The sequence below is a fragment of the Nostoc sp. genome, assembly GCF_036917755.1.
Taxonomy (GTDB): Bacteria; Cyanobacteriota; Cyanobacteriia; order Cyanobacteriales; family Nostocaceae; genus Nostoc.
Window position 1 is genome coordinate 1 of sequence record NZ_JBALFC010000030.1, and the last position, 10,592, is coordinate 10,592.

General features: G+C 41.3%; 8 protein-coding genes. 7 read left to right on the top strand and 1 reads right to left on the bottom strand.

All coding sequences use genetic code 11. The features are described 5' to 3' along the window. The first annotated feature begins 341 nt into the window (after positions 1-341). Positions 342-1,466 (top strand): WD40 repeat domain-containing protein, encoded by a 1,125-nt coding sequence (locus V7L05_RS08935; RefSeq protein WP_335163786.1) that lies wholly within the window; start codon positions 342-344, stop codon positions 1,464-1,466. A gap of 58 nt (positions 1,467-1,524) precedes the next feature. Here the strand turns inward: V7L05_RS08935 and V7L05_RS08940 are convergent, their stop codons facing one another. Continuing rightward, positions 1,525-3,663, bottom strand: coding sequence for a serine/threonine-protein kinase (locus V7L05_RS08940; RefSeq protein ID WP_335163788.1), 2,139 nt, complete (start codon positions 3,661-3,663; stop codon positions 1,525-1,527). 621 nt (positions 3,664-4,284) lie between these two features. Between V7L05_RS08940 and V7L05_RS08945 the strand changes: the two genes are divergently transcribed. The 6 genes from V7L05_RS08945 to V7L05_RS08970 all read left to right on the top strand — a co-directional run bounded on the left by V7L05_RS08945 (position 4,285) and on the right by V7L05_RS08970 (position 9,973). Further along, a complete protein-coding gene (locus V7L05_RS08945) occupies positions 4,285-5,439 on the top strand; it encodes a hypothetical protein (protein WP_335163790.1) in 1,155 nt (384 codons plus the stop codon). Between the two features lie 167 nt (positions 5,440-5,606). Continuing rightward, complete coding sequence (locus V7L05_RS08950; RefSeq protein WP_335163792.1) at positions 5,607-5,801, top strand: hypothetical protein; 195 nt, start codon at positions 5,607-5,609, stop codon at positions 5,799-5,801. A gap of 1 nt (position 5,802) precedes the next feature. Beyond that, positions 5,803-6,438, top strand: coding sequence for a phage tail protein (locus V7L05_RS08955; protein WP_335163794.1), 636 nt, complete (start codon positions 5,803-5,805; stop codon positions 6,436-6,438). 80 nt (positions 6,439-6,518) lie between these two features. Continuing rightward, positions 6,519-7,265, top strand: coding sequence for a hypothetical protein (locus V7L05_RS08960; protein WP_335163796.1), 747 nt, complete (start codon positions 6,519-6,521; stop codon positions 7,263-7,265). A 33-nt stretch (positions 7,266-7,298) separates the two neighbouring features. Further along, on the top strand, positions 7,299-7,838 hold the full coding sequence (locus V7L05_RS08965) for a CIS tube protein (RefSeq protein WP_335163798.1): 540 nt from the start codon (positions 7,299-7,301) through the stop codon (positions 7,836-7,838). A 95-nt stretch (positions 7,839-7,933) separates the two neighbouring features. Beyond that, the gene (locus tag V7L05_RS08970) at positions 7,934-9,973 is read left to right on the top strand and encodes a VgrG-related protein (RefSeq protein WP_335163800.1); all 2,040 of its coding nucleotides are present in this window, start codon (positions 7,934-7,936) and stop codon (positions 9,971-9,973) included. Positions 9,974-10,592: the final 619 nt, after the last annotated feature.

A 10,592-nucleotide genomic window follows, 5' to 3' on the forward strand; every position in this document is an offset into this window, starting at 1 on the left:
GCTTGCTAAATCAAGGCGAATTAATTATTAAATGGCATCGCAAAGTCAAAAACAAAGGTAATGCTGTTATAGCAAGTTAAATGTGGAACAGCTTACCAAATTTGGACAACTGCTGGACGATATTCTGATCCTGGTATGGACTACTATGAGCAAAAATACCAGGATCTGATCCTCAAAAATCTCCAGAAGAAAGCCCAAGCTTTTGGTCTTCAACTTGTCCCCAAATCTCAAGATAAGGAGGAAGCTTCATTTGATCAAACCCTTTCTACATAAGCTTTACGTCAAGTGTTTCTTGAAAGAGGGATATATTATACTTAAGGTTACTTTAAAGATGATGTCTTATGTTTCCTCAAAAAAGTATTTACGTTAATTGGATTACTATCTCATTAATTCTTTCAATCCCACCTTTATTTCATTGTCCAACTTCTTTCTTTGGATACCAGGTATCGGCTAAAACCTTACCTGTCCCTCAAACAAAGGTAAACCAATTATTATCTAAACCACTTGAACAGCCCCAAAGTAAGCAAAATGGCCTTGCTGTCTTAAATCCTTCTTGGCAACCAGGAACTGTTGACGTATTGACCATTGGTCGTGGCGAAGGAGGACATACACTTCCAGTTCGTTCCGTCGGCTTCAGTCCAGACGGTCAATACCTGGCCAGTGGTAGTGCAGACAAAACGATCAAAATCTGGAATTTAGCACGGCAGAAACTAGAACGCACCCTTGATGATCAAAAACAACCAGATCAAGTTAATGCCCTTGCCTTTAGCCCAGATGGTCAATTCCTTGCTAGTGGTGGTTTAGATGGTGCTGTTAGGCTATGGGATTGGAGGAATGGAAATCTGATCAAGACCTTTCCTAAGCATTCCAATATTGTTACAAGTGTCGTCTTCAGCCCTGATAGTCAGACTCTTGCTAGTGGTAGTGGTGACAAAACTATTGAATTGTGGAATGTCAGGACGGGTGATTTACGTCGTAACATAGCAGAGAAACAATGGGTTACTTCATTAGCCTTTAGCCCAGATAATCGAACCCTTGCTAGTGGTGGTTTAGGTAGGACTGTTGAGTTGTGGAATCTAAAAACTGGCAAATTTCTCCGCACGGTTGCCAAGCATACACATCCTGTTAATTCTATTGCTTTTAGCCCAGATGGCAAAATTATCGCCAGCGGCGGTGGAGATAAGACAATTAAACTATCGGTTGTGGAAACGGGTGATTTGCAAGCCTCTCTGGCAGGTCATTCAGATGAAATTACTTCCATTGCTTTCAGCCCTAATGGTCAGATCCTCGTGAGTGGTAGTTGGGACAAAACTGTAAAGATATGGAATGTGAAAACTAGACAAAAAATTCGTGATTTTGCAGAAAACTCCCAGCGAATTTTGTCTGTTGCCTTCAGCCCAAATGGAAAAACCTTTGCCAGTGTTAGCGGAGACAATACTATCAAAGTTTGGCAGTCAGTGAAGTAATTCACAAGGGCAGGGGAGCAGAAGGAGAAAAATTACTAATGACAGACAACTAACTCTTTTACAATCTCTTTTTGCTCCAACCTCTATATGGTGCAGACTCAGACTGGGTTTTTCGCGGGGGTTTAGACTGAACTAGTCTTGGTGGTGGCTGAGGTTGAGTTTTTTGTGGTGATTTAATCCGAACTGATTTTGGCGCTGATTCAGACCTCACTACTCTTGGTAAAGATTTAGTCCGAACTGGTTTTGATGGCGATCCATATTTAACTACTCTTGGTGTTGATTCAGACTTAACTGGTCTTGGTATCGACTCAGACCGATCTGGTTGTGGAAGAATTGTTGGTTTGGGAGTATTTTTACTACCTGTTATCTGTTCCTCTGCTTTTTCAATAATTGGCTTCATCTTAGTTTGCCAATAGTAGGTATCTTGCTTTACCGATTGCCTAAGTAGCCTTACATGATTAGCTTGATTTATTGCTTCTGCCCACTTGCTTTCATTGAGTGCATTCTGAGCTAATTGTAGATAATTTTCATTGTTTTTCCATTCAGTTTGCCATTTCTGGATGGTTTCGTTAGCATTTTTGGCAACAGAGCTAGTTTTCGGAATAGCTTTGATGATATTAATTGCATTTTCAAAGCCTTGGGAGTTGTAAGATTTGAGGTATAGTTCTTGAGCTTGTGTAAAAAGCTTTTCAGACCATTGGCTAATTAACTGTTGAGCTTCTTGGTAAAAAATACTATTTGATGCGATGATAGTGAGTTTTGCGATCGCATCCTTAATATTGTTGTTTTGCGCCAAATCTTTAGCTTGTGCAAGCTGACACTCGTTTATTATATTTTGAGCAGCAACATAAATACTTGATTTCTGTGGCACTGCTTGTGCTTTCTTGACGCACTCATCAAATTTTTTTCCAGCTTTTAGCTGCTTGGCGCTCTCTAAAACAGCCTGATGCGGGTCGGCTTGCAATTTAGGAAAAGTAGAAATAGGCAAAATTACACTTGCGGCAAGAGCAGCAATCACAAGTGTTGCTTTACCTAAAAGTGGCTGTAATTTTTTCTGATCCTGCCCTTTTTCCTCTCCTTGTTCTTTTGTCTCCTCTATTAAGGTATTTGGGAACAAATCATATGTTCTAACTTTTTCTATTGATTCTGCAACTGTTTGATCCAAAGAGAAAATACTTTTATTTGGAGGGTTTGGCTCATCAGTCTCTACAGGAATTTCTTGCCCAAAATGGATAGTAGATTTCGTTAACTCGCTTTCATTAGCAAAAGCCACTTGCAGCACTCGTTTCAATTCGTCTACTGTGGCAAAGCGATCGTCTGGGGTCTTTTGTAAACACTGCATAACAGCCGCTTCTATTTCTGGCTGAATATACTCACAATCTAGTTGTGACCTGAGCGGTATAGGTTGCTCAGAGGTGTGAGCTACAAACCACGACACCGGGCTGATTTCTTGGGAATTGCGACCAAGCCCAAACGGATCAGTTCCACTGAGCATTTCGTACAGTAGCATTCCCAAACTGTAAATATCTGCCCGCCTATCCACACCTGTTGTTTTAGTTGCAAATTGCTCAGGGGCAGCGTAATGGGTTGTACCAATGAACATACTTGTTGATTTTGTATGTTCAGAATAGCCATTACGGATTTTGGCAATGCCAAAGTCCAAAATCTTCACTAGTTCGCCTAACGATGTAGGCATTAGAAAAATATTGTCTGGCTTTAAGTCACGATGGATTACCTGTACATGCTCACTGCATCTTCCTCGATCTCGCCAGAGGGTGACTCCTTCATGAGCAAGTTTAAGTCCGTCACATACCTGGCTAATAATGGTAACCGTCCGCTCTACAGTTAGCCGTTTTTGTTGCTGCAATAATTGTCTAAGTGTCTGCCCACCTAGATACTCCATGACGTAAAAGGGTTGCCCTTCATCAGTCACCCCATAATCACTGACCTCAACAATATGCTCACTTTTGAGGGCAGCAGAGACAGTTACTTCACGTTCAAAGCGCTTTCTCAAATCTGCCGACCCTACAAATGTATCCTTGAGTAGCTTTAGCGCTACTTGCTTACCTATCAAGGTATCCGTTGCCAAGAATACATCTGCCATGCCGCCCGTCCCTAGACGCTTGTCTAGACGATAACGCTGACCATCGCCTATACGGCGACCTGTCCAAGGCTCTGAAAAATGAGTTGAGTTCATCTAGCAGGCTCCATCTAATTACTTGCAGTTGAATTGCGCGAAAATTCGCACCGTAACTACTAAGTTAGAAGTGCTGTACCTAACGCACTCTTCTTTAGCGTGCATCTGACTTTATGCATAAGTTTACTTACTGAAGTTTCAGCTTTTCGCATTTCTTCCTAGAGTAGCATCCCCCAGCTCTGTGTGTTCCTCACAGCTACTTATCTTGACTTAATATCTGGTTTCACGAGAAACTTAGCCTCTATGACGAAACCTCGGCACGAATTACGAAATCTTTTGCAAACTGCTTAATCCACAAGTGTTTCGGCTTTTCTTCGTGCTATTCGTACTGCAATATCATTTTCCTTCTTTATGTGAGGAAATGAAAATCAGACTTCTGTCTGATCTCTTCTGCTTTAAACTTCCCTTATATAGAGTTATATAGTCTATATCTAAGTAGTTGCTTAAAAGTATGGCTGTTTTCTGCGTTTCTCCCTCTGCCCCAATTTGAGATTATCTTTTTTCAACATTGTGCTAATTGGATAAATACTCAGAAAGGTGCGAAACCAACTAATATTTTCTAGACTTGTCGTCTAAAAAATAAATGTTTATTCATGTCTTAACCCTATACACTCAATGATTATGAGACAGCCCTCTAGGCAAAATCCATCCAACGATCTTGACCCTTCAGAGCAAAAGTTACGGGAGGCAGTCGAACAGGTAAAAGTGAGCGATCGCATATCGCCCCAGCCTGAATGGACTAGGACTCGCTCAGTCAAAACTCCATCGGTCAGACCTTCTCAGATCGCAATAAACACCGACATCAACGCAGAACCATTCTCAGCACAAATCTCTGAAGATGTGACTATCGTGCAAGTCGCAAATCCTCTTCCAGAAACAGAAGTAGGAAATGACAAGACCGTTTTGCAAAGACTACCGAACCCAAGCCCCCAAGACTCTCCTTTTTCGGTAGTATTGGTCAATCATGTATCTCTCTCGCCGCAAAAACCTGGAGTGATAGAACGGATCGACTCTTCATCCCAACCTGCCCGAACCGTTGAGGCAGTAGGACTTACGTCAAATCCCATTGCTCAATTTTCCTTACAGGATGATTCTAAAAATCTTAATGCTGCTGGGATTGCTGTAGTTCAAAACTATGACAACACCATTGTCCAATACTCAGATTCGGTCATTCAAAACCTAACAGATCGGACTATTGTCCAATACTCGGACTCAGTCATTCATAATCCAGCGGATCGAACGGTTTATCAAGCAATGCTGCCATTTTCTACTGAGCTGGATCAAACGGTTTATCAATTGGGGATGCCACAATCTCCGCAGTCATCAACACTGACGATTGTGCCAAAAAATTGGGCGCATATTCAACTATTCCATCCAAGTATTTTTCGAGATATGTTTCGGACATCAGGCTCGTTTATCTCGCGCTTTATAAGTATCACAGGGCAATTTTTTGATTCAATCTGGAGAAAGATTGACCTAAAGCAACTACAATCTCGTTTTCATCTAGGCAGGCAGCTAGCTGTGGTGAAGACTTTAAAACAGCCATCTTCAACCCGGAGCAATGGTTCTACTTATAACGTAATGGTTTCAGAAGAGCCGCCTAGCTTGGAGCAGTATCACAAAAAACTGCGGGAGTTGGATCTTTGTCGACTTTCTTTTGCCAAAGAGTTGGCTAGAAATGGTAAATTTCGCAATGCGATCGCTATGGCTGAACAAATTTCAGAGACGAGTCACTTTTTTAAGGATGCCCAGATGCTGATTCAAAGTTGGAAGTAATTTTAAGGAACTGCCTTTTGGGATTTGAAACCCGACGTTTGTCTCTTTTCATGCTTCATTACCCACCTTAATATGGGCTTATCCACCAACTTACACACATCATAGTGTAGCGGTCGTCTAAGCCTGTCCTTGGGAAGTTAACGCTTATCAATGATTCGGTGATGTCCATGTCCCAAAATTCTAGTCATATAAACTTAACCGACACAGATTTTGAGTATAACTGTCTGGCACAGTCAGCTCAACAATATCTCAACAATCCGATGCTAATGCATCAATTATGCGATCGCGTTTACGACCGATTCTACGCAGATATCAAAATTCAAAAAGAAAGAATCGGTAACTCTAGTACAGGAAGACAATAAAATGGCTGCAGCAAAACCCAGTAATCCAGGTGGACAAAAACCTAGTAATTCAAGTAGTCAAAAACCTAGTAATTCAAGTAGTCAGAAATCCAATTATAACTTTGAGAACTACGTCACAACCAACCGATTCTATATAGAAATTGAAGAAAACACAGTTGCTTCATTCTCGGAATGTTCGGGTATCAGTATTGACGTAGAAAAAGAGGTATATCAAGAGGGTGGTGTAAACGATCAGCAAAGAATTAGTTTAGGACACACTCGTTTTTCAGATATCACACTAAAGCGGGGCACAACTGACGACAATACCTTTTCACAGTGGTTAAGCGAATTATTTGAGCAAAAAACGCAACGACGCAACGTTAATATTGTGACCTATAACCAAGCTGGGGATATCATGAAGAGCTGGTGCCTAATTGGTGCCATTCCAGTGGGGTGGAAACTCCCTAGTTTAGAGGCTGATGGCAATACGGTTGCAGTTGAAGAATTAACTTTAGCCTTTGAGGGTTTGAAAATTGGGAAGCAGTCTGCTGGTGGCAATAAAGTCTCTAGGAATGCGGGATATTTTGGTGAAAGCGCCTGGAAACCCCCTAGTTTACAGGCTGATGGCACTACAGTTGGACTTGAAGAATCAAGCTAAAACTCATCTAATTTGCATATTAAAATTTTCTCAATATTTTGTGGGGTGGGCATCTTGCCCGCCCTGATTATGCAACTTCAATGCCGATTAGCTTAACTTTAGCCTTTGAGGGTTTGAAAATTGGGAAGCAGTCTGCTGGTGGCGATGAAGTCTCTAGGGATGCGAAGAGATATTTTGGTGAAAGCGCCTGGAATGAACGTCAGTTGGAACGTTTAATCATGAGTGAGTTTAACCCCCCTATTGAGTCCAAATCGTCAGAGCGCTCTAACAGCGCTTCTGACGATAATCTAGACAACGAAGCAGATTTAAAGACAGTTTATGAACTATCTTGGCAGCTTAATCGAAGTAATGCTGCCAAGATATCAACCGATCAATCGCCACAACAGTCTAGTATTCGAGACTTACTGGCTTATGACAACGATCGCTATAACCAACGTGCTAAAGCCCTGTTGCTAACTCAAGACTTGACTCAGCAGGAAGGTGAGCTTCCACCGGGTACTTTTGCGCCCCAAAACCCCATACTTGAGGAAGTCTTAACTCCAGCCGTCAATCCTGTTCGGCAAGCAGCAGAAGATTTAGAGTTGCTTACGCAGATACTTTGCGATCGCATCAGTCTGCGCCTAAATCTTGAGATGGAACGTAACGGCTTCCATCAAAGCAACCGGATCTTTTCGCGGCAAACGATTCCAGTCCAATCGTCCTCAAAATCTGAACACGCACCAGATGTAATTGAACAGCTGGCTCAGGAAATCGAGCAACTTCTGCACCAGCGTCTAGTTCACGAGCGCGAGCGACGGGGACGGTTTGTAGGCTGTTTACCCTGGTAATTTTAATGTATTTAAAGTCTTGAGGAAAACGCAATGACACTTAAAAAAGCAACGCTGCTGGAAAAAGCAACGCTGCTGGTTCATAGTAACTCCATCGGACAAGCCGAACCTATTGAGTTCATGTTTAATCCGTCAGAACTTGATTTTACTCGGCGAATAATTTGGAATTATGACATAGGCAATCGAGGAACCACTTTATTGCCAAAGGTTAATTTTTCTGGCGTAGAACCCTATTCGTTTACATTACAGAATTTGTTGTTTGATACTTATGAAAAAAAGACATCTGTTCTTGAGGAATATATTGACAATATTAAAAAGGGTGCGACGGCTTGTAGCAATACTCTTACTCGCCCGCCAGTCTATACGTTGAGCTGGGGTTGTGACTATTTTCACTGCGTTATGACGAGTTTAAACTATCGACTCACCCTATTTCTGCCTGATGGCACCCCGGTTAAAGCGATCGTTAATATTGGACTCCAAGAAGTCGATCCTGTTATACCGACAAGAAATATACCGGAAGGACAGCTGCCACCTACAAAAAGAGCCATTGATAACAGAGTTGACAAATTCTAAAAACTGCTAAAGGTTATCTCAATCCAAGAACCTATCCCACCTGTCAAGGGAACAACCTCTAAATTTTTGCCTAACAACACTGAGAGTATCTTCCAATGTCTACCGAAAAGAAAAATAGTCAAACCCTGTATTTATCCAAGCCTATAGTCAAACTGAATGGAGCAAAGGCATCAGAAGAATTAATGCAGGATATTCTGGAAATTGTTGTGGATGAAAGCTTACATATGCCAAGTATGTTTATTATTAAAATCCATAATGTCTATGTCGCCGCAAGCGAGAACAGCGAGCCTTGGAGAAACGAAAATTACTTTAATATTGGCGATAAAATTTCGATTGGATTTGAAGCTAGTACGACAGAAGATATTAACTTTCAGATGGCTGAAATAGAGATTCAGATTGGATTTGAGGCTAATACGACAGAAGATATTGACTTTCACGTGCCTGAAATAGAGAAGCGATTAATTGAAGGCGAAATTACGGGTATTGAAGTCAAATTTTCCCATACATCTGAAGCCCATATTATTGTGCGCGGCTATGACGTTTCCCATCGACTGCATCGGGGTCGCTACAGCCGATCTTATTTAAATTGTACGGATACTGATATAGTGCAAGATATTGCTAAAAAAGCGGGCATTAAAATCGGTCAATTGGATGCGAGTGGTAACCCCCATGAATATGTTTTCCAAGAAAATCAAACCAATATGGAGTTTCTGCGGGAGCGCGCCGCAAAAATAGGGTTTGAACTCTATGTGCAGGACAATAAGCTTTACTTTCGCAAGCCCGAAAGTGCAGTTTTTCTCAAGCTGGAGTGGCTTAAGCAGATTACGAGCTTTGATGTCAGAGTTACCACTACTGAACAAGTCAGTTCGGTCGAGGTTAATAGCTGGGATTATAGTCAGAAAAGTTTAATCTCAGAAACTGCCTCAAAGGAACAGTTAGTCACGGTGACGGGAAATGGAGACGGGAGCAGCATCAGTCAAAAGTTTAGAATGGAGCAATCGACCAAGATGATTGTAGTAGACCAACCCGTCAACAGCCCCGAAGAAGCAAAGCAGATGGCTCAAGCCCTCTGCAACGAGCTGAGCGGAGAATTTGTGACGGCGGATGCCAAAGCTGAGGGAAATCCAGAAATTCGACCTGGACGAGTCGTTGCACTTGCTAATATGGGAACCCGCTATAGTGGTGATTACTACATCACAGGAACCTGTCACCGCTACATTCGCAGGGTTTACAAAACTGATTTTACAGTTCGAGGGTTGAGAGAAGGTAGCTTACTTTCTACACTACCGCCCAAAACTCATCTTCAGCCTGGTCAAACGCATTTAGTCGGTTTGGTAACTAATAATAATGATCCAAAAGGTTGGGGGCGCGTTAAAGTAAAATTCCCTACTTTAAATATTAATGATGAAAGCCATTGGGCTAGGGTGGTAGGTCTAGGAGCAGGCAAAGAAAGAGGATTTTATTGCTTGCCTGAAATCGACGACGAAGTTCTGGTTGCCTTTGAGCATGGAGATATTCATCGACCCTATATTATTGGTGGAGTTTGGAATGGTAAGGATAAAACAGTTGAAAAGGTGGATGACACAATTCAAAATGGTCAAGTGAGACTACGTACGATAAAAACCCGTGCTGGTCACATAGTTAGATTTGTTGATGATGATAAAGTTGTTAATGATAAAGTTGTTAATGATGATAAAGGTACTAAAAATCGAGGATATTATGTCCAAACTGCAACTGGTTCTGGCCATCGCCTCAGCTTTAATGATACACAAAAATTTATCGAAATACAGACTGCTCAGGGGCAAACCGTCACTTTGAATGACATTGATGGCAGCATAAACGTCAAAGCTAATAGAATGATTAATAATACTGCTCCTCTTTCTATAGATTTGGAATCTGATGCAATTACTAATAGCGCAGCTGGAGAAATTACTAATATGGCAGGTGGTGGAATTAGTAATGTCGCAGGTGGTGGAATTGCTATTAATGCAGGTGGTGCAATTGCTATTGATGCAGGTGGTGCAATTGCTATTGATGCAGGTGGTGCAATTACTATGAATGCTCCCACCATTTTTCTTAATGCTGCCAACATTATGCTTAACGGTGCAGTTGAGGTACAGGGCATGCCTATTTAGGTATAGAAGAAAATTCCCAATCTAGACTGCTGAATCCTTTTTTACAAGTGCATAAGTTAATTTCCGTCACAGCTATTAAAAAACTAGAAAGATATATTATCAAGCTATCGTTACAAGGTGAATTCGTGTGACGAAAACTTGACAATATAGCTTGACTGAAAATAGGGTAACATCTTCCGATGGGAAATTAACTATTATGCTGGATACGACTGATTACCTACTAGAAAAACCTAATTATATTGGTGCAGGAATTGCTTTTCCCTTTCCACATCCCATGAAAAGTCAGCTCCCAGAAGACCTGCATCAGGTTTATTTTTATATACTTCTTCACTTGAAACCCTTAATCTTACTGGGTTTATCCCTCTTTTGTCACTCTCCGGGAGGGTAATAGCTAGAAGCCTCATCAGGCAATCAATACAAGCTATCCTATTAGAAAAAAATGGATGTTGTATTTGTTATTAGAAAAAAATCGTGTGAACCCTTGGTAGATAAAAGCTCTAAAATTCAGAAATGGCAAATGTTTTCGGAGAGTGACAGAAGCTGTTAACGGACGCTATCGCTTCCGTTATGGATGGAAGAAACAAAATTTAAGATGCATCGAAAAAAATTATACTTTTAT

Coding starts and splice junctions, on each gene's coding strand:
- V7L05_RS08935 (WP_335163786.1), top strand. CDS start 342: ATGTTTCCTCAAAAAAGTATTTACGTTAATTGGATTACTATCTCATTA.
- V7L05_RS08940 (WP_335163788.1), bottom strand. CDS start 3,663: ATGAACTCAACTCATTTTTCAGAGCCTTGGACAGGTCGCCGTATAGGC.
- V7L05_RS08945 (WP_335163790.1), top strand. CDS start 4,285: ATGAGACAGCCCTCTAGGCAAAATCCATCCAACGATCTTGACCCTTCA.
- V7L05_RS08950 (WP_335163792.1), top strand. CDS start 5,607: ATGTCCCAAAATTCTAGTCATATAAACTTAACCGACACAGATTTTGAG.
- V7L05_RS08955 (WP_335163794.1), top strand. CDS start 5,803: ATGGCTGCAGCAAAACCCAGTAATCCAGGTGGACAAAAACCTAGTAAT.
- V7L05_RS08960 (WP_335163796.1), top strand. CDS start 6,519: ATGCCGATTAGCTTAACTTTAGCCTTTGAGGGTTTGAAAATTGGGAAG.
- V7L05_RS08965 (WP_335163798.1), top strand. CDS start 7,299: ATGACACTTAAAAAAGCAACGCTGCTGGAAAAAGCAACGCTGCTGGTT.
- V7L05_RS08970 (WP_335163800.1), top strand. CDS start 7,934: ATGTCTACCGAAAAGAAAAATAGTCAAACCCTGTATTTATCCAAGCCT.